Genomic DNA, 23,770 nt, shown 5'->3' on the forward strand with positions numbered 1-23,770 from the left:
GGATGAAACCCCGACCAATATAAAACAGCGAAGCACGATTAAATCCTTGACAGTTTAGCCTTGCATAGCTTACCATAGTAAATATAGTTTGATAAGCAAAATGTTAAAAGCATTCAAGTACAGAATCTATCCGACAAGCGAACAATCAGTTTTGCTCGCCAAGTCGTTTGGCTGTGCTAGATGGTTTTACAATTACGCTCTAAACTTAACATCCGAAACTTACAAGCAAACTGGAAAAGGATTAAGCAGAAACGAAATAATTAAGCAGCTGCCTTCCCTAAAAAAAGAGTATGAGTGGTTAAGCGAAGTACCATCGCAGGTATTACAACAAGCAGCTTTAAATCTTTCTAGTGCTTTCCTTAACTTTTTTGAAGGTCGAGCTAAATATCCTAACTTCAAGAAAAAGCAAAATAGGCAGTCGATTAGATTTCCTCAGCACTGTAAGTTAAAAAATGATGTTCTGGTATTACCTAAAATTGGTGAAGTCTATTGCCAAGTTTCACGGCCACCAGAGGGAGACTTAAAGTCTGTTACGGTTTCAGTTAATCCATCAGGAGAATATTTCGCATCTTGTCTTTATGATGATGGTCAGGATTTACCCGAAAAATTAACAGAAGGAAAAGCTGTTGGGATAGACGTTGGACTAACCCATTTTGCTATTACATCAGATGGGACTAAACACGGGAATCCTCAATACTATCGTAAGTACGAACAGAGATTAGCGAGGAGACAGAAGAAACTTAATCGCAAGCAAAAAGGGTCTAACAACCGAAATAAAGCTAGAGTTAAAGTTGCTAAAGTTCACGCTAAAATTGTTCGTTGTCGTGAAGATTTTCTGCACAAACTAAGTCGTAAATTAGTTGACGAAAACCAAGTCATAGTGGTAGAAAATCTGGCAGTCAGAACCATGGTCAAAAACCAGAAACTAGCCAAATCAATTAGTGATGCTGGTTGGGGTCAATTCTGTACCATGTTAAAATACAAGGCTGAATGGGAAGGAAAAATCTATATAGAAGTTGACAGATTTTTTCCTAGCTCTAAGACTTGTAGTAACTGTTTAAATCGTCTGGATAGTTTAAGCTTAGATATTCGTAGTTGGCAATGTCCTAAGTGTGGAGAAACCCACGATAGAGATATCAATGCCGCTAAGAATATTCGAGACGAAGGTTTACGAATTTTGGCGGTAGGGCATACCGCTACTGCTTCTGGAGGGAGAGTAAGACCAAGTAAAGGCACTGCTTTTGCAAGGCATCTCCCCGTGAACGAAGAATCCCTCGCATGAGTGCGATGGGAGTGTCAAACCAAAAGAAAACCGAGAGGGCTAGGAAAAAAGCCGGAAACTCCTCTGGATTTCCTCCTTTTTCCAGGCGGAATCTAGGCTTTAAGATGAATGGGATGTTAGGAAGTTCCCGAAAAAATTGGCAGTTAGGGTTATAAAGTCTAGAAACTAAGTACCTAAAAGCTTTTAGCTTAACCAATTAGGTTTTAGATTCGATCGAGTGACAAGAAAGTAGCGAAGTTTTCACCTAACACTATCTCAGTGGTTGTACAGAAGTGAAGTTAACTATAGGGTAAGGAATGCCAAAAAGCCTAGACTTAAGATAAAATTATATCCAACCACATGCAGTATAGGAGTTGACCCAATGTCTAACGAAACTGTTACTTATTCCCTAGAAGCTGTCCTAACCAGGATTGAGGGGAAGATTGACAAGATTGATGAGCGCTTGACAAAAGTAGAAATAGGATTAACCGATCTCAAAGGGGATATTAAAGTGTTAGACGAGAAAATCGAAGGCATCGACAATCGGCTAAAATCAGTGGAAGGAACCCAAAAAAATCAGGTCTGGACATTGATCATCCTTTTGGGGAGTGCCATTTTTACGGCCGGATGGAAAGTATTTTTTTCCAGTAATATCTGATCTTTCTAATTCTCAACAAGACTACAGTTAACCGCTCCTGAAAGAAAATTTTCTTAAAGCCTAGACTTAAGATAAAATTATATCCAACCGGATGCAGTATAGGAGTTGACCCAATGTCTAACGAAACTGTTACTTATTCCCTAGAAGCTGTCCTCACAAGGATTGAGGGAAAGATCGACTCGCTTGAGAAGCGGGTTAACGAAAGATTTGACAAGGTAGAAGATCGGTTAACCAAACTAGAAATAGGATTAACCGATCTCAAAGGTGATATTAAAGTGTTAGACGAGAAAATCGAAGGCATCGACAATCGGCTAATATCGGTAGAGGGAACCCAAAAAAATCAGGTCTGGACATTGATTATCCTTTTGGGAAGTGCCATTATTACGGCTGCTTGGAAAGTATTTTTTTCCAGTAATATCTGAGTTCTCTAATTCTCAACAAGACTACAGTTAATCGCTCCTGAAAGAAAATTTTCTTAAAGCCTAGACTAAGATAAAATTATATCCAACCAGATGCAGTATAGGAGTTTAGCCAATGTCTAACGAAACTGTCACTTATTCCCTGGATGTCGTCCTTAAAGAAATTAAAGACAGTATCAAGGAAGTTAGTCAAAAATTCGATAAGATTGATGAACGCTTGACAAAAGTAGAAATAGGAATAGCTGATCTCAAAGGGGATATTAAAGTGTTAGACGGGAAAATCGAAGGCATCGACAATCGGCTAATATCGGTAGAGGGAACCCAAAAAAATCAGGTCTGGACATTGATTATCCTTTTGGGGAGTGCCATTATTACGGCTGGGTGGAAAGTATTTTTTTCCAGTAATATCTGATCTCTCTAATCCTCAACAAAACTACAGTTAACCCAACACAAAAGGATAAAACCTTGTTTCTGGTTGACCAGATTTCCTCATTGCTTATTTACCAATACAAAAACGGCTAAAAATGCGATCGAGTACCGATTCAGTCACTTCTTCGCCGGTAATTTCTCCTAAGGATTGAATGGCAGTACGCAGATCGATCGACCAAAAATCAAAAGGTAAATTTTGGTCAATTGTTTTTTTGACCTGTTGCAAAGCAATTTTCGCCGTAGTTAAAGCGGCCGCTTGTCGTTGATTAATGGCTAAATCCAAATTAGCCGCCTGTAATTCTTGATTTTGGACAGCATTAATAATAGTTTTTTCTAAGTCTTCAATACCCTGATTTTGGGCGGCCGACAGCTTGACAACTCGCTTAATTTCTGCTGGGTAAATTACTGTTTCAGGATTGGCTAAATCAATTTTATTAATCACTAAAATTAATCGGCGATCGCTGACAGAGAGATAAATTTCCTCATCTTCCTCGGTCCATCCGGACTCTGCCGAGACGGTTAAGAGAACTAAATCAGCAGACCGGGCCGTTTGACGGGAACGTTCCACCCCAATTTGTTCGACTCGATCGCTGGCCGAGCGAATTCCTGCCGTATCGAGGACTTGTACGGGAATTCCCGCCACAACTAGCTGAGATTCGACGATATCGCGGGTAGTGCCGGGTAAATCGGTGACAATCGCTCGATCGCTCCGACTCCAAGCATTTAACAAACTGGATTTACCCACATTCGGCCGCCCCACGATCGCCACTTTCAGACCACTACGCAGCAATTCCCCGCGCTCGGCAGTAGCTAAAATTAAATTTACTTGACAAAAAACCTGTTCTATGCTATGGAGAACTGCCTCATGATCCAAGGGCGGTAAATCTTCTTCAAAGTCAATACGGGCCTCAATTTCAGCCAAAATATCGAGACAGGTGGCGCGCAAATGGCGGATCGGTTGAGCGAGTTTCCCCTGTAAACCGGCGAGGGCAAATTGTGCCGCTTGGGGAGAACGCGCCCCAACGAGATCGACGACGCTTTCGGCTTGAGTTAGGTCAATTCTGCCGTTAAGAAAGGCACGCAGGCTAAATTCCCCCGCTTGGGCCAAACGCGCCCCATTTTCTAGACATAACTGTAACACCTGTTGTACGGGCATAATGCCGCCATGACAGTGAAATTCCACCACATCCTCGCGGGTGAAAGAGCGGGGCGCTAACATGAGCAACAGCAAAGCTTCATCGATAATTGCTTGACTTTGGGGATGTCGGATATAACCGTAGAGAAGACGATGACTTTGCCATTTTTGACGATTGGGGCTATGAAAAAGGCAACGAGCGATCGCCACTGCCTCACTACCGGATAAACGGACAATACCGATGCTACCCTGTTCTGGAACGATCGCCGTAGCGATGGCGGCGATCGTATCCCCTGTGTTTAACATCTCTTAATCACTCCTTGCTAAAATTGAAGTCGGTATCAATTTTGTCAGCATTTATGCCCGAAAATATGCGCTCACGGTCATTAAAAGCGAGAAAAAGCCGCAAATATTCGAGTAATCGCTTACTGCGATTTTTGCGCTATTGGTATATTCGCTTAATGCGATTACAAGGACATCCTAGGGAAATTGCCAGGGGTTTTGCCTTGGGAGTTTTTTCGGGATTTTTCCCGTGGATGGGCCTTCAAATCATCATCGCTATCTTTTTAGCTACCCTATTTCGTGCCAACAAAATTGCCGCTGCTGCGGGTACTTATATCAGCAATCCCGTGACCGATCTGCCAATTTTCCTGTTTAATTATAGATTAGGAGAGTTTATTCTTGGTCAAAGCGGGCGAGCGAATTTGGGCGACATTTTTCAAACTAATCAAAGCTTCACCGAAAAGTTAGCTAGTTCTGGCGGCCAATTTCTTTTGACCCTGTTTTTTGGTTGCTTACTATCAGCGACGGTATTTGCTACGATAACCTATTTTGTTAGCTATCGCCTAGTTCATCAACGGTATCACCGGCGACAAACAGGTAGAAAACGCTGATAAATTGTAACCGTTCAGGGGGGGGACGAAATCTGGTAATCTAAGAGGCATGGATGAGAAGCACCTACGGTTGATACCAGGAATTGGCGCAGGGGAGGTAGCCCTGTGAATTCATGACCGAAGCGATTTGCGCCCCTAGGAAAGGCAGTGCTTCTCCTTCTCTGCTGCCCCAGGAGAGTCCTTCCACAGAGTCAATGCCACTGGCGGCTTGACATCCCCCCCCCTGAACGGTTACAATGAGACTATACGCCTTATGTAAGTTAAAAGCTGGAATGGTGTAAACTCTTTCGATAGATTATCTCTCTAGTCGGAGTGTTGGACTCAAACACTTGATCCCTAATTAGGTTGTTTTAGGTCACATCAAGTTTGCTACTTTATTAGGTTTCTTACAGGAAATTTTAAAGGTTTGAGCCTTCGGTAAATCTTTCGAGGTAGCCTAGTTATCATATCTCAAAAATAGCTTGAGCGATTTTTTCAGGGGATTTTCCTAGTCTAAAGTAATATCCTCTGAATGTTTATCATGTTACAAATTAAGTGATTTTTACTCATTTCAGTACAATGGCAAAAAATCAAGCCGAATCTATGTCTGATCAGAATCATCAGCAGCCAGATATGGGTGCGAAGAAAACAACGCAGGCTAGGATAGAAGGTCAGGATAATAAGCAAATAAAAACGGGAATTGATCCTAAAATTGATTCGGAAAAACCGTTTAAATATTCGGAGCCAACAGGAAGATTAGGGGAGATAATCCTGCGCTTAATGCCGGTGGGTCTTTTGCTCGGAGGACTGAGTTATTGGGCGATAGTTGGCAAGATTCCGACTCCTGTTCAAGGACGAGCGGTCATTTTGATTCCTCGTTCTATTGTTAATATCGAACCCCGTCAAGGTGGGCGGGTGTTAACCCTCCTGATTCAACCGGGAGATTCTGTCAAAAAAGGGCAATTACTGGCAACTTTAGAGTTTCCTGAATTAGAAACAGAATTAAAGGATAAAAAGGATAGGTTAGCAGATCTCAAGCAGCAGGATAAAAGAGTTGACTCTATTGAAGTGAGTCGTCGCCAATTGAATGCAGCCTCAATAGATCGCCAGCAAAAGGCGAATCAGCTTCAGATTAAAGCACTTCAAGTTCAATTATCCAGTAATCAAAAACAGCGAGAAGCCTATCTCTCCCATGCTCGATACCTTAAAAATTTCCAGAACTCAACGGATGAAAGACTAGCCGCCTACGATAAACTTATCGAAGAGGGGGCTGTCGCCAAGCTAGATTTTCCCTCCTATTTGTTTCAGTTCAATAATCTAGAGGCTTCTAATAGTATCAATCGCGTCCAAATAGAACTCGACCGCCTGAAGGGGGTTGATGAAAGCCTGCGAGCGCAGATGAACGCATTGACGGCACAGAATAATATACTAAACACAGAAAAACGGCAAATAGACCTGCAAGATACAGCCAGTGATATTCTTCGTTACAATGCGATCGCTGACCAGCAACGAGAGATTAATACGTTAAGAACCACTATTCAAGCCAACAAAAATGTAGTGAGTCTGTACAACGGCAAGATTTTAGACTTATCTGTTAATCCGGGGGAAGTCCTGGCTCCGGGGGGGCGCATAGGTACGTTAGAAGTCTCCAATCTAAAGGCCAAGACCAACGTGGTGGCATTGTTTAAGAGTGGTGATGCCAAACGATTAGAACCGGGCAAGGAAGTAGAAGTCGTTCCCGATCTCTATGATCGCGAACGCTATGGGGGTATCGTCGCTAAGGTAATTACCGTCGATCAGCAGCCGGTAACTGTGGCAGAACTGGCAAATATAGTCGGAAGTCATGAACTCGCCAGCAAGCTGTTTCTGGGTAGAGATGAAGACGATCGCGATAAGCCTATACCCGTCAATGCAAGTGTTATCAAAGCCACTTTAGCCCTGAAGGTCGATCGCAATACACCGAGTGGTTTTTACTGGACCCAAGCCAAGGGAGCGCCCCAAACAATTACCAACGGGACTACCGCAGATGTCCATGCCGTGGTAGAAGAGCGTTCTTTGGTGAGTTATATAACCCCTGCTTTTCGCTGGATTACAGGGGTGTACGATCGTTAACCACAATCTTGCGAGCGTAAGTAGCTGAAAGAAACAACGACTAGAATAAACGGTTAAACCTAATATGGAAAATCCGAAAAGACGTTCTCAATGGTGGACTTGGTGGTTTAAGTGGTGGATTATCGCCGCAGCCTTTGTTTTAGTCATCTTGATCCATAGTGAGCCTCCTCAGCTTTGGTTTTGGTTGGTGACGTTTTTGGCACTAATTTTATATGGGATTGAGCGAGCGATTAATGGGTAACAATGAGTAGTCGAAAAAGGATATAGAGATACCTTGGACAGTAAAAACGGGCTAATGATCAGACAGGGATTGAAATTTTCCCTGGGTGCTGCTCTCTTAACGAGTTTCTTTTGGCACCGAGGAAATGTATTAGACAACTTTGTCTATCCCGTCTTTGGGTATGTCTCTGTACTGATTGAGCCATCGATGGGAGGTGCGATTGCGGCAGGTTTGGGGCGTTTGGGGGGAAGTGCTTTGGGGGGAATCATTGCCGCTATCCTGGTGAACGCCTACGGAATCCAAGGCTCAAGTTTTTTTGTCATTCCCTCTCTCACCTACATTTTAGCCGCCCTGATCTGTGAAACTTACCGATGGCAAGCCGCTTATTCCCAAGCCACACTACTGGGCGCTTTAATTGCCATGAGAGTGGTAGGAACATCAGCACAACAAGATATCTGGCTCTATTTGCGGTCGCGCCTGATCGATAACTGGATCGGAATCGCTGTGGGAATTGCTGTGGCCTTACTATTTTGGCCCCAGAATACTCGATCCGATCTCAACCGGAACTTGATGGGAATCCTTCAAGATATACCGCGCTTGTTCCAAAAAATCCTCGATCGCTACCTAAAAACTGAGGTCGACGAGCGGGATTATCCTCTTTCTATTGAGCAGAACGAGCTTAACTTACTCAATCAGATTAAAAAATCAACACAAACTAGCCTTTCAATACTCACAAAAGCAACCCATGAATTCGGTAGTGAGAGATTGGTGGCAGAAAATTGGAGTGAAATCTTGGCAATTCAGAACCAATTGACTCGACAATTAGCTGATCTGATGGCTTTTAAGGGCGAAAAGCATGAACAAAATTTAGTGCATCAGTTCAGTGATGAATTAAACCAATTGGCGACTCATCTTACCGACAGCTTTGATAGCTTGAGGGATCTGAGTAACGCCAAAAAAATCTTAGCTACCCCTTACCTTAGAGAATTAGAAGAAGATTTAGGGAATATTGGGGGTAAACTTGATCATCTCCGAACAAGTGGAGAGATTGACCAGTATGATGTTCAAGAATCACTACAGTTTTATCAATTTATTGAACTTGTATCTCGATTTATCCAACAATGCGAGGGATTAGGAGGCAGGATAATCGATAAAACGAAAGTAACTGCAACTTTCAGACGAAGACACCTGATTACCTTTCCCAAATGGGCCCCTATATCCCTAAAACGCCTGAGAGAAATTGTCAGTCTTGGCGTGGTTATTGGTTTGTTACTGGCTATTATTCGTCACATCGAGTTTCCCTATCCTTCTGCTTACGAAAAAGTGGCAGATATTGTGATCATAGGTGCAGTGGTCACTGTCATTCAACCGACAAGGGGGCGAGCGATCGCAATCGGTTGGGCGGCCACTGTTTCCTTGAGTTTGACGATTCTCTGTATTTACCTGTTGGTCAAGTCCTTTGGTTATAATCCTTTTAGTAGCAGTCTGGCTTATTTTTTCGCCTACTTCAGTTGTGCTTGGCTGGGGTTTACGCCCATCGCTCGCATCGGTGCGATTGTAGCAGCCGATGCCATCGGGAAGGATATTTTTCCTTTTTTCGAGCAAGGAATTTGGGCTGCACTGATTTCAGTTCCCGTAGGTGCGTTTCTGGGGGTGTTGCTGACCACTGTATTTATGACAAAATCGGCTACAAACCAACTGGAAACAGATTTTTCTGTGACTTTTAAGAAAATGGGACAGCTATATCAAAAACTGCTGTCAGGCTATTTTCAGGATACGATGCCACCGTCAGATATCGCCCAACTGAAGCAGGCCATCACAGTGGCGATCGCTCAACATCCAGCCTCGGTTAAGATTGCCAGTCTCGAACAAATTTCCACAGTTTTAGCAACCAAACACCAAAATTTTTGGAATTTCTCCATCGGCTACGAACAAAAACTCTCGGCTCAACTGGATGCTTTACAAGATGTGCTACAGCAACCGCTTCCTGAACCGATACGACAAAAGTTTTTACCTGAATTACAAGCGATCGCACAACAGACCGCGATCGCTTTTGATGAAATGGCTGAGGCGATCGCTGCCCAGGTCATTCTCAACCCACCAAAGTTAGGATTGCTCATCCAAGAAATTGAATCTCTTGAGAAGCAGTTACTGAGCTTGCGGGTTGAGAGTCGAAGTTATCCCTTAAATGAGCTAATCGCCTTTAGCTCGGCTTTTATGACGATGAAAGCCATTGCCAGCAACTTAAATCAAATGAGTCAAGACTTACCTGCCTACACCCAATAGGTAATAGGCAAATATTATCAGCCTGAAGGATTTCTGCTCTCAGGGCTGTATATTCAGTAGAGTGTAGTGGACTGTTTCAACTAAAATAGGGCAATAGATTTCGGCTTAAAGTCTTAGATTATAGAATTTATAGCATTTTTCTAATACACCAAATTAGCTGAAACAGTCCAGTAGGGTGCGTTAGGCGGCTATCAATTTAGTCAAAAAACTAAAATTAATAATTCGCCGTAACGCACCCTACAAGATCGGCGATCGCACTCAACCAAGTGACGGCGTTCTGGTGCAGCGACTTGTTATACGGCTGTTTTTGTGCAATGTGATCTAAAATAAGGGCATCTTACGACTAGGTGACAACAATGTATAAAATTTCTGTTAACCCTCAAATTCATTTTGGGAAGCCCTGCATAGAAGGGACGCGCATCACTGTGCAGAGTGTTCTTGAGTTGCTAAATGAGGGACTCTCTTTCAGTATAATTATTCAGGATTATTACCCTGATTTACAAATTGAAGACATTCGTGCTTGTCTGCAATATGCTATCGCTTTAGTAGCGGCTGAAGACATTAAACTCGTGTCGGCTTAATAATGAAATTTCTTCTCGATCAAGACGTTTACGCAATCACTGCGAGATTTCTAATTGATGCTGGACATGATGTGGTTCTTGTTACTCAGCACCGACCAACCTGATACGGTCGGTGTGCAACGGGATTGTTAGACCGTACCTCACAGATCGCTTATGATCAATTTATTCTCGCATATCTAGAAGTTTAAGCCATGTCACTCACTGAGTTAATTCTTCTGGTCAACAATCTGAGCCAGACAGACAAATTATCACTCTTCAAACTCCTAGCTGCACAAATCCCGGATGCTGAACTACAGGTTATCTTTTCCGCATCAGAGTATCCGATTTGGTCGCCCTACGATGCCACGGAAGCCGCCAATATTCTGAGGCATATGATTCAGGATGACCGAGAGGCATCTACCCATGCCTAGTACAGTCGAATTTCCCCTTTCCGACGATGAAGCATTACCCACGATTCCCATCACTCTGAGTCATGCAGGCCTTTCTGTTTCTGCGAATGCCCTGCTGGATACCGGATCTACGGTCAATCTATTACCTTACCACATCGGGCCGCAATTGGGTGCAATTTGGGAGGAACAAACTGTCCGCTTGCCATTGGCCGGAAATCTTGCAAGGGTTGAAGCACGAGGGTTATTTGTGTATGTTCAAATTGGGAATTTGGAACCTGTTCGTCTAGCCTTTGCTTGGGCAAAAACCTCTCAGATACCCTTAATTCTTGGGCAAACGAACTTTTTTCGAGAATTTGATGTCTGTTTTCAACGATCGCGATGCACGATTGAAATTATCCGCTTCTAATAAGGGTGGTTTGATTGCTTACTGTCACCAGCCGAAAAAACCCTCCTTGAAGATGGAATGGGCTTTACCCCCCGCTGCTTAACCCGAACTGGGGTTAGATAAGGTGCGTTACATTTCATTAACGCACCCTACAAGATCGGTGATCGCACTTAATCTTGGCGATCGATATGATGTAGCCTGTGTTAGCGTTAGCGTAACGCACGGATTTTGAACATTAGATAAGGTGCGTTCACTTCGTTAACGCACCCTACAAGATCGGCGATCGCACTCCAATTAATGACTTGGCAGTTTCGGGTTTTTGTTGGATATGTTCAAATGGATTTGTCATTAGACTTATGCTCCGTAAAATAGAATTCTGAACCTATTTTAGCTCACAATTTATATTTCGGAGGAGTCTAGTGTAGAGCTTTTCACCATGTAATATTAAAACGTTGACAGCTATTGTAGGATGAACCTGGCCAAATTGAGTCTATTCTGTATATAGATCCAGGAACGCTTGGTTGACCTTTCGGTGAACAAATTAACATAGCTCTACCTTCTGATCCTTCAGGTATATATAAAGGAACTCCCTCATTTCTACCACTAGGTAAGTTTTGGGGAAATCGGTCAGTTTCCGATAGGAAATTTAATACAGTAGGAGCATCATTTTTAATTGCAAAACCGATTAATTGAGGATTTGTAAAACTTGAAGTAGTAGAGACAATCTGATTCCAGAAGCTAGTTGGTCTTTCTGTATAAATAATAAAAAAAGCACTTAATTCATTGGAAATTGTAAAAGCTCTACCTTCAGTTGTTAGATTTAATTGATAACCTGGATCGACAAATTTTACCTCCACAATCTTTTTATTTCCTGATGAACCATCTCTTACATTCGCAATATACCTACCCTGTAGAACAATACCCTGTCCTCTCTGAAAGTAACAATCCACAGAAATACAGTTGAGGTATCCTGGGCTAAGAATTACAGTATTATCATTCCTTTTATAAGCAAAAACATAAAAATTACTAGCATTTAAAGGGTTAGAAGCAATATCAAACTTCTGCTTTAAGTTATTTTCAAAATGTAGGTTTTTCGGCTCAATAAAAGCAGTCTTTTCTTTGGTTAAATTGCAAGTGACACCAAGAAAACTACATTCTGCTAAGACTTGATTGTTTTTGTTTGGTAAACCAATGATTTGAGCAATAGTCAGAATTGAAGTTAAACCCCATGTTGTTAATAATTGAGAAATTTCCATATGTATAGCGGTATTCAGACGAATGAGAATAATGAACTCCCTACTGGGTAAGAGTTTTAGCCATTTTATTTGTCCCTCACCAGCGCAAACACCGCTGTAGCAGGCTTAAATGGAATGTTTGCGAACCCAGCTAACTACATATTATGGCATAGAACGAGTTAGTTAGGACAGATGCCTGAAGGCTTTACTCACAGCATCCACAAGGTTTTCACTATCATTGATAATCTGACTAACATAGTTTTTCAATCTAGCCCAGAACTTTTCAATTTTGTTGAGGTCTGGAGAATAGGCGGGTAAAAATAGCACTTCACATCCCGCTTTAGCTAACAATTTTTTGATTCTCTCTTTGGGATGAAAACTGGCGTTATCAATGATGATAATTTGACCGGGTAGTAGTTCGGGTAATAGCAATTGTTCTATCCACTCACACACCAACTCTGTATTACAGTACCCCTCAAACACCATTGGCGCGATCGTGGAACCACGCCACCAACCGCTGATCACACTAACTCGTTCGCTACAGTGACCTAACTTTAAAGCCTCAAATCTTTCTGATTTGTGACAATATCCATAAGGATAATCGATGGTGTTATCTATTCCAGCTTCATCAATATAGACAAATCTTTCCGGGGCATAACCTCTGATTTTTTGGAGAAACTCTTTTCGGGCTTCTTCATCTCTTTCTCTGTAGCCATAAGTTTTTTTTTTCTAGTAAATCCAATTCTTTTGAGCGCTTGACCAATTCTCATCCTACTGACTGGGTTAGCCCATTTTTGCGCCATTTTTTCTTGGGTCAAATGCCCATATTGTTCGGCCAACTTTTGAAAGGCTTCTAAATCGTCAATTTTGGGCTTCGGCCCTCGACGATAGTTAGTTTTAGCGGCCACCGTCCCAGTTTGTTTCTTCCGTTTCAGCCATAGGTCTAATGTATTACGACTAATATTGAGGGTGCGACAGACATGGCTTTTTTTCTCCCCTCGCTCTACGGCACTCACTGCTTTCTGTCTTAAATCATCACTATAGGGTGCTGCCATGAAAGCTTCTCCTCATTTCTTTTTCTCTATTATGTCCTAACTATCCCGCTCTTTGCTATATACGGAAATTTTCCGTGTTATCACGCCAAATACGCATTTTTTTAAGAATCTTTCCGTATATTACGCTCAAATGGAGCGATCACGAGAAGTTTTCCGTATAATATTACGATAAGCGTGTTATGCCGATTAGCGTACTCTTTTATGAACCCTCCCCCACCCCGAAAACTCCTAGACGTAGTGCGAGAGACGATCCGCCCTACCGCATTACTCCTACCGCACCGAACAAACCTATCTGGACTGGATTAAGCGTTATCTGCTCTTCCATCAGAAAAAACATCCCCGTGAAATGGGGGGTGAAGAAATTAGAGCCTTTTTGACCCATCTTGCCGTTGATAAAAACGTTGCCGCCGCCACCCAGAACCAAGCCCTCAACGCCATCCTCTTCCTTTATCGGGAAGTTCTTAAAATTGAACTGGGTAATATCGGTGCATATTTACGGGCAAAACGCTCCAAACGCCTGCCCACCGTCCTCACCAAAGAAGTAAAAATGGCTGATGATTTTAGCGATCGCACAACAAACTGCGATCGCTGCCCAGGTAATTCTCAACCCACCAAAGTTAGGATTGCTCATCGAAGAAATTGAATCTCTTGAGAAGCAATTACTGAGCTTGCGGGTTGAGAGTCGAAGTTATCCCTTAAATGAGCTAATCGCCTTTAGCTCGGCTTTTATGACGATGAAAGCCATTGCCAGCAACTTAAATCAAATGAGTCAAGACTTACCTGCCTACACCCAATAGGGGCTAAATCCCTTCTTTTCTAGCTAAAAGGACAGGACAATTGACATTAACCCGCACATAATCCGAGAGGGAAGTACCGAGAAGGCGATCGAGATCTGGTAAACTCTTGGCCACGGAAGGACGGCGATCGGGCGAACCCAACAGTAAGAGATCCACATTATAATCATCGACGAGTTTGCAGAGTTGTTCCCCCGGTTTACCCCCCGTCACCACGCAGCGATAGGGTATATTCATCCGTTTCGCTTTTGCCACTGCCGGCCCTATAATCGGGTTTTCTTCCATTTCTTTGGGGGAAGTGGGGGCAAATTCCGGTTTTAAGTCGGGGTTGACGCGGGCCAGAATTAACTCTGCTGAAGGATAATCCCGCAGGAGATAAATAGCCAGATCGAGAGCTAAATCAGCCGAGCTAGACTTATCGAGAGCTACCATCACCTTTTTGATTTTTTTGACGTAAATATCGTCTTTTACCAATAACATCGGGTGATTAGTCAGTTGAAAGACGTATTGACTGACGGAATTTTCTAGAATTGCCTCCAGTCGCTTCAGTCCTCGGGAACCCATCAGGATCAAGTCTGCACCGATTTCGTCGGCAACTTGACAGACGGTATCTTTGGGATCTCCTTGACGCAGAATCGTGGAGACTTTGCTGGGTTCAATTTTGACTTCTTGCAGGATTTTAGTCAGCATTTGGGTCCCTTCTTCCCATTTACTGGCCAGAGCTTCGGTGGTAATCTGAGGGGGAACAACCCGGAGAATGGTAATCGACGCTTTCCGGATAGCGGGGAGATCCATCAATGCTTGTAGCATTTCTTGGGTTTGACCTGCGCCGGAATCAGCGTATAGTATTTTCTCTAGCATAAGATTAAACTCGGTCTATGATCTTAATGGTTTTCGCCAATTTTCAGCATACTGCTAATGTTGTTCCCGAAATTTAACAACTTATTAAGCGCTTTTTCTTAGGTAAATGCGATGCCGAAGGCACTGCGTAGCAGCTCGCATTTGAGATTATTTTAAGTATTTATGCTCAATTGACTAGAAATACTTGGCTCAAAATCATCGTGTCAAGCGTTCATTTGTATTATATTTTGGCTGCAATGCTGGCGCTCTCTTTTAATCACTGCTGCTGCTCACCATTTAATTGATGATTAAGTAGGTAGGTGTTGAAAGTTGTCAGACACCCCCCTTATCAAGCTATCCATTAGTCACATCTTTCTTAACATAAAATTTGACAAAAAGAGAAAAGTGTGCAAGATGGCTCAAGGGGGTTCTATGGGGGAACTAATTTGATGAGATAGTTTCCAAGTCTGGCTGATATCATGTAACCTTCGCAGTCCCAACCAAATAGTTTTAACACCAGGTTCACCGTTGACCCTGAGAGAAGCCGAAGGGTCACCTTTTCTACCTAAAAACCCCCCAAGAGAAGCAATCATTCTGACCGCTTCCCTAAAGGAGGGCGGCTTTTCAGGTGGCGGACTCTTTTTATGAATAGTGGCACACAAAGATTGCCATTCATGTTCTTCCAAAAAACTTTCACAACTCTCCTCTCCGTGTAAGCGTGCTTGATAGGTTAACCAGAGTAATCTCCAAGCTACAATTGAATAGGTAGCTAAGGCCATCTCAATTCTCCGACCCGTTTCTAATTGCAGTTTTTCTAATCCACAACCACTTTTTAAAACAAAATGATAGCGTTCTATCAACCAGCGATAACTATACCAGCGCACGCAGGTTATCGCCGATTCAAAGCTACTAATGTCTAGGCTAGTTAAGAGGAGCCAACTGATAGGATTAACTCCGGGATGAGGATTTTCTTCTTCGGCTAAAATTACCTGTAATTTGACAGGTTGACGAGGGTTCGCCTTGGGGTGATGGCTAGGTACTTGTATTTCAAAACTGGCCAATCTAACTGTTAGTTTAGCTAGTCTAGCCTCGTGATTAGGATTGCGTTTTACTTGCACATCTAGGCTACCACAGGCTTTTATTTCTCTGATGGATTGATGTAAATATTTAGGCTCTGGATGCCCTGACCTTTGCTTGTCTTCGAGATAGTTAACTTTTCGGTTATGAGTTCCTCGGATTAATAAATGAGAGTTAGGACTTCTTGATTGGGCAAATAAATCAAATATGTCTGCTTCACAATCTCCGATTGTTACTACTTGAATTTCTTCGGGTATTTGTTGTTGTGTTTCTGACCAAGAATCTAACCATCTTTGACTTTCTTTTTCTTGGGTTTCTCTTTTTTTGCGTTGCTTGGCCATCCCTAAATTCTTTTCTTCTCTTGCCCAGACATATTGATTAATTAGTCCTAAAGGTATTCCTTGCGGTGACACTCCTAATGTGGTATGAACTTTGAGACCAAAGGATGTTTGACAATCTAGATAACCCATGCCTTTTTTGGCTTTTTGCGTCGTAAAGTCTAAACTTGTTGTGTCTTGAACTGCCAAAACTATTGGATGTTCTTTGATTCTTTCTACTGTACTTTTGGCTTGGGCGGCAATTAGATCTGAGGGGTGAAAATAGGGGGAATTCCAAAAGTCGTAGGTGGCACTCGCTGCGGCTAGATTTCCCGAAGCTTGTGGCACACTTGTACTAGGTTGACTGGCCAAATTTTCCACGATACTGATTAACCTTTTCTTTCTTCTGGTGTCTCCTAGGTCTGCATACTGTAGTTCTTGGGCTGCCCATTTCTCCATTTTTTTGCTTACCTCCACCTTGATTCCTTCTTTCAAAACTATACCTATCAATCGTTTCCCCTTTTTTTAAGTTTCTTCTCTTTTTGTTAAGAAAGATGTGACTAATGGATAGCCTTATCAAGGGAGGCAGGGGTGATCGAACCTAAAATTCATTTTTAATTTAATTATAACCAGCTACTTAATCATTCTTATACCAATTCTCCAAAATCTGACTACAAATAGTGTAGAATATCATCTTAGTAGAGTTAAAGGAAAAATATGGCAGGAGTTTCTAAGATAGAAATCAGAGAAAGCGAAGCAGAACTCAAGGAACTGCTCAGACAAGAAAAAACTGGTTCAGGAAAAGAAAGAATACAAGTATTGTACTTATTAAAGACAAAAAAGGCAAAAACGGTGACAGAAGCCGCCGAAATGATCGGGAGAAACAGAGTCACCGTACAAGATTGGGTAGGAAAATACCGTCAAGGGGGATTAGAAAAATTATTGTCGAAAAAAGTGGGTACAGGAAGACCAAGAAAAGTTCCCCAATGGGCAGAAAAAGCCTTAGAAAAAAGATTAAAAGAAAACCAAGGGTTTGATAGTCAGGTCGAGATTTGTGAATGGTTAGAGAAAAAAATAGGGATAAAAGCAAAGTATAAAACCGTTCATAAATTAGTATATTATAGACTAAAAGCGTCACCAAAAATAGCGAGACCAAAAAGCCTAGAGCAGTCAGAAGAAAGGTTAGAGTATTTTAAAAAAACTTCTTAGAAAACCTGGCAATGCTGAGTTGGGTGGCAATGATAATGATGGGATTAGAGGGAAAAATTCGCTTTTTATGTGAAGATGAAACTCGAATAGGACTGAAGACTATCAGTGGCAGAAAAATCACAGCAAAAGGGATAAAACCTTATGGGAAGGTGCAGTGGAAATTTCAAGCAACTTATATATATGGAGTGGTAGAGCCGAAGACAGGAGAGCATTTTTTTTACGAATTCACTCATTTAAACAGTCAATGTTTTCAGATATTTTTAGAGTTAGTTGCTGAACATTTTGCCGATAGTATTTTAATCATCCAGTTAGATAATGCTCGATTTCATAAGGCGAAAAAGTTAAAAATTCCCGACAACATTATACTGATATTTCAACCGCCCTATTGCCCTGAATCCAATCCAATTGAACAGATTTGGCAATACTTAAAGAAGGGATTGAGATGGAAATTACCAGCTTCTTTAGATGAATTAAGAGAATTAATTACCGAGAGACTGAAAGTTATGACCCAGAAGGTAATTGCTTCGATTACAGGACGTGCTTATATTCTTGAGGCTTTATCTGTAGTCGGTATTTAGAGAATTGGTATTACTTCTCCAGCAACCACAAGAATTTTTTATTTTTACAAGAGGTGTAGTTATGTCTTTATCAATTCGAGTAATTCTCCTAGTAGCGACGACAGTTTATCAGACGTTATCTGTTTGGTTAGAAGAACAAAAAGCACCGCCAGGTAATTTGATTAATCTGGGTAAATATCGCCTACATTTTTGTCTAGCGGGAGAGGCTAGTACCACTATTATTATTGACCATAGTTTAGGAGGAATTGAGGGATATTTTTTGATAGAAGAATTGTCACAATTAGCTAGGGTTTGTATTTATGATCGAGCGGGTTATGGTTGGAGTGATCCTAGTCCCCATCCACGAAATAGCTACCAAATTGTTCAGGAATTAGATAAATTACTAACCCAAGCAAAAATAGAACCGCCTTATATTTTAGTTGGTGATTCTTTTGGCAGTTATAATGTTCGACTGTATGCTCATCTGTTCCCAGAAAAAGTAGTAGGTTTGGTACTCACCGATGGTTTACACGAGAAGGGAATGCTGAAAATGTCGCCAGCATTAAAGGCATTAAAATTATTTTTCATCTCGGGATTTTGGATGTCGATTATCGGCTCAATTTTAGGCATTATCCGAGTTTTGAAAGTTCTAGGAGTTTTTGAATTATTAAAACCAGAATTACGTCGCTTTTCCCCAGATTCTTGTCATCGAGTTAAGCGTTCTTTCTGTCGCGCTAAACACTGGATGACGATGAGTAGAGAAATGCTTAATCTCGACCAAAGCGCTCGTCAGGTGAGTGAGGCTAACAATTTCGGTAATTTACCGATAGTTAGTATTAAAGCTAATTCTTTTTTTAAACCTTCCCTTTGGACTCGGTTTATTCCCCTCAAAAGTGCCAACAGGCTCCGGGAGGAGATGCACCTAGAATTAGGCAAGTTATCCGGAGATTTTATAGAAATACAAGCGGATAAAAGTTGCCATTTTGTCTGGATGGATCAACCGGATGTGATGATCGATGCGATCAGAATTTTGCTTGACAAAATTAACTCTGTGTGCTAAGTAATAGGGTAAAATTAATTTCTTGCTTAGGATAGGCAAGAGGCAACAGGCAAGAGATAGTTAGCTGACTGACGGACACAAGTGGGTCAAAACCTGACAAGACAAGGGTTGCCAAAAAGAAAAATATCTGGGTAGATAGGGAAAAAGCAAGAATCCCTACAAGATGAAAACCGAGAACAGAATCTTCTCCCAAGTTTATTCCTATCTAGAACAAGGAAGCCGATTTGTGGATAAAAGACATTTAACCGTCCTCAGTTGGATGGTGACAGCCCTACTCAGTAGTCAAAGTCTCAATCAAGCCAGATGGGAACCCTTTGTACAAAGCAGAGCCGAACAAGCCAATAGTTATCAGAGACGGTGGAATCGCTTTTGCCAGAATGGAAGAGTAGCGGTGGAAAAGATATACATCCCCTTAATATTGAAAGCCATCGAGACTTGGAAGGAGAAGGGGGAAAGACTTTATCTAGCAATAGATACCACTCTGTTGTGGAATCAATACTGCTTTGTCTATCTAGCGGTGGTCTGCGGGGGGAGAGCCGTCCCCTTGATGTGGATGGGATTAGAACATGGTAGTGCCAGCCTAGCTTTTGAGAAATACGAACCCTTGTTGGACAGAGCCAAAGGCTATCTTCAGGGCTTTGAGAATGTCATGCTGTTAGCCGACCGAGGCTTTGCCAATCAGCAATTAATTCAATGGCTCAGGAAAAATACTTGGCATTGGTGTCTTCGCTTACCTTGCGATACCCTCATTTACGGTGTTCGCCGTCGGGGTTTTGGCTATGAGGTCAGAGAACTCTATCCTCCCAAACGGCAAGCCTGCTTTTATCGCAACGTTCAAGTCTGGCAGGAGGCTAGAATCACTGCTCATCTTGCTTTAGCCTCTGTTCCAGGGGTTAAGGATAATTGGGCAATTCTGAGCCATGAACCTCCTACCCTTGACACCTTCTGGCAGTATGGTCTTCGTTTTCCCATTGAACATCTCTTTCTCGACAGTAAATCGGGCGTTTTTGACTGGGAACATTCTCGTGTTCGCTCTGCTGCTTGTTTAGAACGTCTCTATCTCATTGTTGCCATTTCTATTCTCTTTGCTACTTTAACTGGCATGGCGGTTCAACAATCTGGCTCTCGCCGTCAGGTTGATGCTCATTTTCGGCGTGGTTTGAGTTATTTGAAAATTGGTTTACGTTGGCTGGCGGGAGTTGTTCATAAGGCGCGTCCCTTCTTGCGACTTGACCACTTATTTTCTGTTGACCCTTTTCCCTGTTTTGCTTCTCGCAAAGCTCGTCAGGATTATTATGGCAAAATTACCTTTTCTTTTATTCAGGAGTTTGAGGCTTTCACATAACAGTACTTGTCTTTGTATTGAAAAATGTGTCCGTCAGTCAGGATAGTTAGATAAGTAGGTAGGCGTTAAAAATTATCAGACACCACCCTTATCAAGGGTAGGGTTGATTCATGAATCAACCCTACCTTATACCAATTCTCCAAAATCTGACTACAAATAGTGTAGAATATCATCTTATAGCAAAGAGCGGGATAGTTAGGACATAATAGAGAAAAAGAAATGAGGAGAAGCTTTCATGGCAGCACCCTATAGTGATGATTTAAGACAGAAAGCAGTGAGTGCCGTAGAGCGAGGGGAGAAAAAAAGCCATGTCTGTCGCACCCTCAATATTAGTCGTAATACATTAGACCTATGGCTGAAACGGAAGAAACAAACTGGGACGGTGGCCGCTAAAACTAACTATCGTCGAGGGCCGAAGCCCAAAATTGACGATTTAGAAGCCTTTCAAAAGTTGGCCGAACAATATGGGCATTTGACCCAAGAAAAAATGGCGCAAAAATGGGCTAACCCAGTCAGTAGGATGAGAATTGGTCAAGCGCTCAAAAGAATTGGATTTACTAGAAAAAAAAAACTTATGGCTACAGAGAAAGAGATGAAGAAGCCCGAAAAGAGTTTCTCCAAAAAATCAGAGGTTATGCCCCGGAAAGATTTGTCTATATTGATGAAGCTGGAATAGATAACACCATCGATTATCCTTATGGATATTGTCACAAATCAGAAAGATTTGAGGCTTTAAAGTTAGGTCACTGTAGCGAACGAGTTAGTGTGATCAGCGGTTGGTGGCGTGGTTCCACGATCGCGCCAATGGTGTTTGAGGGGTACTGTAATACAGAGTTGGTGTGTGAGTGGATAGAACAATTGCTATTACCCGAACTACTACCCGGTCAAATTATCATCATTGATAACGCCAGTTTTCATCCCAAAGAGAGAATCAAAAAATTGTTAGCTAAAGCGGGATGTGAAGTGCTATTTTTACCCGCCTATTCTCCAGACCTCAACAAAATTGAAAAGTTCTGGGCTAGATTGAAAAACTATGTTAGTCAGATTATCAATGATAGTGAAAACCTTGTGGATGCTGTGAGTAAAGCCTTCAGGCATCTGTCCTAACTAACTCGTTCTATGCCATAGTAGAGTTAAAGGAAAAATATGGCAGGAGTTTCTAAGATAGAAATCAGAGAAAGCGAAGCAGAACTCAAGGAACTGCTCAGACAAGAAAAAACTGGTTCAGGAAAAGAAAGAATACAAGTATTGTACTTATTAAAGACAAAAAAGGCAAAAACGGTGACAGAAGCCGCCGAAATGATCGGGAGAAACAGAGTCACCGTACAAGATTGGGTAGGAAAATACCGTCAAGGGGGATTAGAAAAATTATTGTCGAAAAAAGTGGGTACAGGAAGACCAAGAAAAGTTCCCCAATGGGCAGAAAAAGCCTTAGAAAAAAGATTAAAAGAAAACCAAGGGTTTGATAGTCAGGTCGAGATTTGTGAATGGTTAGAGAAAAAAATAGGGATAAAAGCAAAGTATAAAACCGTTCATAAATTAGTATATTATAGACTAAAAGCGTCACCAAAAATAGCGAGACCAAAAAGCCTAGAGCAGTCAGAAGAAAGGTTAGAGTATTTTAAAAAAACTTCTTAGAAAACCTGGCAATGCTGAGTTGGGTGGCAATGATAATGATGGGATTAGAGGGAAAAATTCGCTTTTTATGTGAAGATGAAACTCGAATAGGACTGAAGACTATCAGTGGCAGAAAAATCACAGCAAAAGGGATAAAACCTTATGGGAAGGTGCAGTGGAAATTTCAAGCAACTTATATATATGGAGTGGTAGAGCCGAAGACAGGAGAGCATTTTTTTTACGAATTCACTCATTTAAACAGTCAATGTTTTCAGATATTTTTAGAGTTAGTTGCTGAACATTTTGCCGATAGTATTTTAATCATCCAGTTAGATAATGCTCGATTTCATAAGGCGAAAAAGTTAAAAATTCCCGACAACATTATACTGATATTTCAACCGCCCTATTGCCCTGAATCCAGAAGTGTTGAACGTTGAGAAAAGTCAGAAAAAAAATGCTATTATAGATAGAATCTAGACAACTTATTCCCCTCACAATAGGGAGTTTGCCCTGATGACGAATTTTTCAAAACTCATAAAAGAGCTTCTCAAACCACTGCCTAAAAATGACTACCCCGCTTTAGATACTTTTACATTTTTGTCCTGTTGGATTGGTTTTGCTTTAGATAAAAGCATCGTCAGTATGAGGGACTTATGCAGTAGAATGGTACTTCAAGGAATTAATGTAAATTTATCCACATTTTCTAAGGCAAGCAAAATTAGAGAAACAAGTCCATTTGAGAAAGTCATTGTCGAATTAAATAAGCGTTTAGTTGCCAAAAAAGGAATAGAGAATGCGCGAGCTTTATTTCCTATTGACTCAACAATAATTAGCTTAACCAGTAAATTACTATGGTCCCAGGGATGGCATCAAGTAAAACTATTCTCTGGTCTTAATAGTATCACAACAGAGGTGGTCGGAATACTCATCCATTTTGGTCAAGGTCATGACTCAAAAGAAGGAGGAAAAACGATAGAAGCAATTCCTGTAAATGGAGTTGGAGCAATGGATAGAGGATTTGCGTCTAATCAAAGAATCACCGAATTATTAGAGAGTAGTGACAAGCATTTTGTCTTGAGAGTGAAAAATAATATTAGCCTAGAGATGCTCGAAAATGGCAAGTGTAAACTCGGAAAAGATAAAAGACAAATAGAAGTAAGAGTAGTCGCTTTTTGCGACCTAGAAAGTCAAACAGAATTTCGGCTGGCGACAGATTTACCTCTAGAAGGAGAAGGAGCAGTTAGTAATGAAGAAGTTGCCGAAATTTACATCCAAAGATGGCAAATAGAACTGCTGTGGAAATTTTTAAAAATGCATCTAAAGTTGGATAATCTAATCACTAAAAACGAGAACGGAATCCGCCTACAGATCTATAGTTGCATTATCGCTTATCTGATTCTACAGCTAATAGATATTGAAGAAGGATTTGGGAAAAGCTTATTAGACAAACTGCGCTATTTACAGAGTTTCATGTGTCAACATATTAGCTATGTACACTGGTTCCGGAGGATTGTCTATTCAATTTAAAATTTGATGTTATAGGGGTATTATGCTTGTCAATGTAAAGTTTTATTACAGGATTCAACGTTTCTGCCCTGAATCCAATCCAATTGAACAGATTTGGCAATACTTAAAGAAGGGATTGAGATGGAAATTACCAGCTTCTTTAGATGAATTAAGAGAATTAATTACCGAGAGACTGAAAGTTATGACCCAGAAGGTAATTGCTTCGATTACAGGACGTGCTTATATTCTTGAGGCTTTATCTGTAGTCGGTATTTAGAGAATTGGTATTATCAAGGGGAGCAGGGGGGATCGAACCTAAAATCCATTTTTAATTTAATTATAACCAGCTACTTATGTGTAATTAATTGTGTCTAGCTACTTAAGAACTTGCCCTCAAAATTAATTTTTGAT

At 41.4% G+C, this 23,770-nt stretch carries 27 protein-coding genes and 2 pseudogenes; 23 read left to right on the top strand and 6 right to left on the bottom strand.

The features are described 5' to 3' along the window. Positions 1-100: 100 nt before the first annotated feature. The 4 genes from tnpB (at position 101) to RAM70_RS01640 (ending at position 2,750) form a co-directional block, all read left to right on the top strand. Positions 101-1,282 (top strand): IS200/IS605 family element RNA-guided endonuclease TnpB, encoded by a 1,182-nt coding sequence (gene tnpB / locus RAM70_RS01625; protein WP_045360007.1) that lies wholly within the window; start codon positions 101-103, stop codon positions 1,280-1,282. Positions 1,283-1,643: 361 nt separating this feature from the next. Continuing rightward, entirely contained in the window at positions 1,644-1,919 is a 276-nt protein-coding gene (locus tag RAM70_RS01630) for a hypothetical protein (protein ID WP_002760168.1), read from the top strand. Positions 1,920-2,032: 113 nt separating this feature from the next. Beyond that, complete coding sequence (locus RAM70_RS01635; protein ID WP_287658944.1) at positions 2,033-2,341, top strand: DUF4164 family protein; 309 nt, start codon at positions 2,033-2,035, stop codon at positions 2,339-2,341. A 112-nt stretch (positions 2,342-2,453) separates the two neighbouring features. Beyond that, positions 2,454-2,750: a polyhydroxyalkanoic acid synthase PhaR subunit gene (locus tag RAM70_RS01640; RefSeq protein WP_045360004.1), complete on the top strand. Its 297-nt coding sequence runs from the start codon at positions 2,454-2,456 to the stop codon at positions 2,748-2,750. 84 nt (positions 2,751-2,834) lie between these two features. Here RAM70_RS01640 and mnmE read toward each other — a convergent pair whose 3' ends face one another. Then, entirely contained in the window at positions 2,835-4,208 is a 1,374-nt protein-coding gene (gene mnmE / locus RAM70_RS01645; protein WP_288002572.1) for a tRNA uridine-5-carboxymethylaminomethyl(34) synthesis GTPase MnmE, read from the bottom strand. Between the two features lie 53 nt (positions 4,209-4,261). Here mnmE and RAM70_RS01650 point away from each other — a divergent pair, with 53 nt between their 5' ends. From RAM70_RS01650 to RAM70_RS01675, 6 genes are all read left to right on the top strand, one after another. Beyond that, a complete protein-coding gene (locus RAM70_RS01650; protein ID WP_190381124.1) occupies positions 4,262-4,795 on the top strand; it encodes a DUF2062 domain-containing protein in 534 nt (177 codons plus the stop codon). A gap of 558 nt (positions 4,796-5,353) precedes the next feature. Further along, on the top strand, positions 5,354-6,886 hold the full coding sequence (locus tag RAM70_RS01655) for an NHLP bacteriocin system secretion protein (protein WP_312672017.1): 1,533 nt from the start codon (positions 5,354-5,356) through the stop codon (positions 6,884-6,886). A 64-nt stretch (positions 6,887-6,950) separates the two neighbouring features. Next, positions 6,951-7,127, top strand: a complete 177-nt coding sequence (locus tag RAM70_RS01660) for a hypothetical protein (protein WP_002735384.1) — start codon at positions 6,951-6,953, stop codon at positions 7,125-7,127. Between the two features lie 54 nt (positions 7,128-7,181). Then, positions 7,182-9,392 (top strand): hypothetical protein, encoded by a 2,211-nt coding sequence (locus tag RAM70_RS01665; protein ID WP_312675767.1) that lies wholly within the window; start codon positions 7,182-7,184, stop codon positions 9,390-9,392. Between the two features lie 356 nt (positions 9,393-9,748). Then, a complete protein-coding gene (locus RAM70_RS01670; protein ID WP_002753441.1) occupies positions 9,749-9,973 on the top strand; it encodes a DUF433 domain-containing protein in 225 nt (74 codons plus the stop codon). A gap of 402 nt (positions 9,974-10,375) precedes the next feature. Next, a complete protein-coding gene (locus tag RAM70_RS01675) occupies positions 10,376-10,768 on the top strand; it encodes a pepsin/retropepsin-like aspartic protease family protein (RefSeq protein ID WP_002780952.1) in 393 nt (130 codons plus the stop codon). 410 nt (positions 10,769-11,178) lie between these two features. Here RAM70_RS01675 and RAM70_RS01680 read toward each other — a convergent pair whose 3' ends face one another. The 3 genes and pseudogenes from RAM70_RS01680 to RAM70_RS01690 form a co-directional block, all read right to left on the bottom strand. Beyond that, a complete protein-coding gene (locus RAM70_RS01680; protein WP_311130864.1) occupies positions 11,179-12,003 on the bottom strand; it encodes a hypothetical protein in 825 nt (274 codons plus the stop codon). Positions 12,004-12,165: 162 nt separating this feature from the next. Further along, positions 12,166-12,651 (bottom strand): annotated as a pseudogene (locus RAM70_RS01685) (IS630 family transposase); the annotation flags it as partial. Then, the gene (locus RAM70_RS01690) at positions 12,597-13,037 is read right to left on the bottom strand and encodes an IS630 transposase-related protein (protein WP_312672026.1); all 441 of its coding nucleotides are present in this window, start codon (positions 13,035-13,037) and stop codon (positions 12,597-12,599) included. The pseudogene RAM70_RS01685 and the gene RAM70_RS01690, both read right to left, overlap by 55 nt. A 179-nt stretch (positions 13,038-13,216) precedes the next feature. Between RAM70_RS01690 and RAM70_RS01695 the strand changes: the two genes are divergently transcribed. Genes RAM70_RS01695 through RAM70_RS01705 form a run of 3 tightly spaced genes read left to right on the top strand, consistent with a single transcriptional unit; the run spans position 13,217 to position 13,834 of the window. Continuing rightward, on the top strand, positions 13,217-13,414 hold the full coding sequence (locus tag RAM70_RS01695; RefSeq protein WP_312672027.1) for a hypothetical protein: 198 nt from the start codon (positions 13,217-13,219) through the stop codon (positions 13,412-13,414). Further along, positions 13,351-13,680 (top strand): site-specific integrase, encoded by a 330-nt coding sequence (locus tag RAM70_RS01700; RefSeq protein WP_312675769.1) that lies wholly within the window; start codon positions 13,351-13,353, stop codon positions 13,678-13,680. The genes RAM70_RS01695 and RAM70_RS01700 overlap by 64 nt, the downstream gene beginning before the upstream one ends. Continuing rightward, positions 13,592-13,834, top strand: a complete 243-nt coding sequence (locus tag RAM70_RS01705; protein WP_044033955.1) for a hypothetical protein — start codon at positions 13,592-13,594, stop codon at positions 13,832-13,834. Before RAM70_RS01700 ends, RAM70_RS01705 begins: the two co-directional genes overlap by 89 nt. Positions 13,835-13,837: 3 nt before the next feature. Here RAM70_RS01705 and RAM70_RS01710 read toward each other — a convergent pair whose 3' ends face one another. Both RAM70_RS01710 and RAM70_RS01715 read right to left on the bottom strand, forming a co-directional pair. Further along, a complete protein-coding gene (locus tag RAM70_RS01710) occupies positions 13,838-14,692 on the bottom strand; it encodes a universal stress protein (protein ID WP_008201218.1) in 855 nt (284 codons plus the stop codon). Positions 14,693-15,090: 398 nt separating this feature from the next. After that, positions 15,091-16,524, bottom strand: coding sequence for an IS4 family transposase (locus RAM70_RS01715; RefSeq protein ID WP_312675771.1), 1,434 nt, complete (start codon positions 16,522-16,524; stop codon positions 15,091-15,093). 258 nt (positions 16,525-16,782) lie between these two features. Here RAM70_RS01715 and RAM70_RS01720 point away from each other — a divergent pair, with 258 nt between their 5' ends. The 10 genes and pseudogenes from RAM70_RS01720 (at position 16,783) to RAM70_RS01765 (ending at position 23,636) form a co-directional block, all read left to right on the top strand. Then, a complete protein-coding gene (locus tag RAM70_RS01720; protein WP_045359021.1) occupies positions 16,783-17,274 on the top strand; it encodes a helix-turn-helix domain-containing protein in 492 nt (163 codons plus the stop codon). 11 nt (positions 17,275-17,285) lie between these two features. Beyond that, a complete protein-coding gene (locus tag RAM70_RS01725) occupies positions 17,286-17,852 on the top strand; it encodes an IS630 family transposase (protein ID WP_080754277.1) in 567 nt (188 codons plus the stop codon). 61 nt (positions 17,853-17,913) lie between these two features. Beyond that, the gene (locus RAM70_RS01730) at positions 17,914-18,891 is read left to right on the top strand and encodes an alpha/beta fold hydrolase (RefSeq protein WP_312672029.1); all 978 of its coding nucleotides are present in this window, start codon (positions 17,914-17,916) and stop codon (positions 18,889-18,891) included. Positions 18,892-19,054: 163 nt separating this feature from the next. Beyond that, positions 19,055-20,236: a transposase gene (locus RAM70_RS01735; protein WP_045358595.1), complete on the top strand. Its 1,182-nt coding sequence runs from the start codon at positions 19,055-19,057 to the stop codon at positions 20,234-20,236. A gap of 235 nt (positions 20,237-20,471) precedes the next feature. Beyond that, positions 20,472-20,912, top strand: coding sequence for an IS630 transposase-related protein (locus RAM70_RS01740; RefSeq protein ID WP_312672026.1), 441 nt, complete (start codon positions 20,472-20,474; stop codon positions 20,910-20,912). Continuing rightward, positions 20,858-21,343: pseudogene (locus tag RAM70_RS01745) on the top strand (IS630 family transposase); the annotation flags it as partial. The gene RAM70_RS01740 and the pseudogene RAM70_RS01745, both read left to right, overlap by 55 nt. A 39-nt stretch (positions 21,344-21,382) precedes the next feature. Next, complete coding sequence (locus RAM70_RS01750) at positions 21,383-21,874, top strand: helix-turn-helix domain-containing protein (RefSeq protein WP_045359021.1); 492 nt, start codon at positions 21,383-21,385, stop codon at positions 21,872-21,874. Positions 21,875-21,885: 11 nt separating this feature from the next. Continuing rightward, positions 21,886-22,290, top strand: a complete 405-nt coding sequence (locus RAM70_RS01755; RefSeq protein WP_312672033.1) for an IS630 family transposase — start codon at positions 21,886-21,888, stop codon at positions 22,288-22,290. A gap of 73 nt (positions 22,291-22,363) precedes the next feature. Beyond that, positions 22,364-23,380 (top strand): IS4 family transposase, encoded by a 1,017-nt coding sequence (locus tag RAM70_RS01760; protein ID WP_288016859.1) that lies wholly within the window; start codon positions 22,364-22,366, stop codon positions 23,378-23,380. Between the two features lie 22 nt (positions 23,381-23,402). Next, on the top strand, positions 23,403-23,636 hold the full coding sequence (locus RAM70_RS01765; protein ID WP_312672035.1) for a hypothetical protein: 234 nt from the start codon (positions 23,403-23,405) through the stop codon (positions 23,634-23,636). The last annotated feature ends 134 nt before the right edge of the window (positions 23,637-23,770 follow it).

This window comes from Microcystis wesenbergii NRERC-220 (genome assembly GCF_032027425.1).
Classification (GTDB): Bacteria; Cyanobacteriota; Cyanobacteriia; order Cyanobacteriales; family Microcystaceae; genus Microcystis; species Microcystis wesenbergii_A.